Source organism: Streptomyces sp. SID12501 (assembly GCF_010550245.1).
GTDB lineage: Bacteria > Actinomycetota > Actinomycetes > Streptomycetales > Streptomycetaceae > Streptomyces.
The window spans coordinates 1-435 of sequence record NZ_JAAGLU010000692.1; the positions used below are offsets into that span (position 1 = coordinate 1).

Genomic DNA, 435 nt, shown 5'->3' on the forward strand with positions numbered 1-435 from the left:
CGCATCCCCTCCGGCAGCGGTACGGGGGTGGCCGCGCGGTCCTGGGAGTCCGGGGACTCCGAGGCGGCCGGGGACTCCGGGCGTACGCGTACCTCCACGCCGTCCGAGTCGCCGACCCAGAGCGGGGCCGTCGCGCCCCGCACCGTACGTCCCTCGCGCTCCGCGCTGCCGAGGTCGGCGGCGTGGTCCGCGTTGTGCGTCTCGACGTCCTGCCAGTCGGACCAGGCGGCCGTCTCCACGGAGCGGGTGCGGACCTGGACGAGGCCGTGGAGCTGGGTGGCGGCGTCGTCCCAGACGATGCCGACCAGGGAGAACGTCGTGACCTGGGGTGCGTCGAGGCCCTGGGTTTCGGGCAGGCCGCGCGCCTCGGGCAGGTCGGGCGAGGCGCTCATGCCGGGTACGCCGGGGATCCGGCCGGCCGACGGCCCCATGGGG

The 435-nt window shown here is 76.6% G+C and carries 1 pseudogene; it reads right to left on the reverse strand.

What is annotated here, in order from left to right:
• Window positions 1–392 (reverse strand): annotated as a pseudogene (locus G3I71_RS47950) (N-acetylmuramoyl-L-alanine amidase); the annotation flags it as partial.
• Window positions 393–435 lie beyond the last annotated feature (43 nt).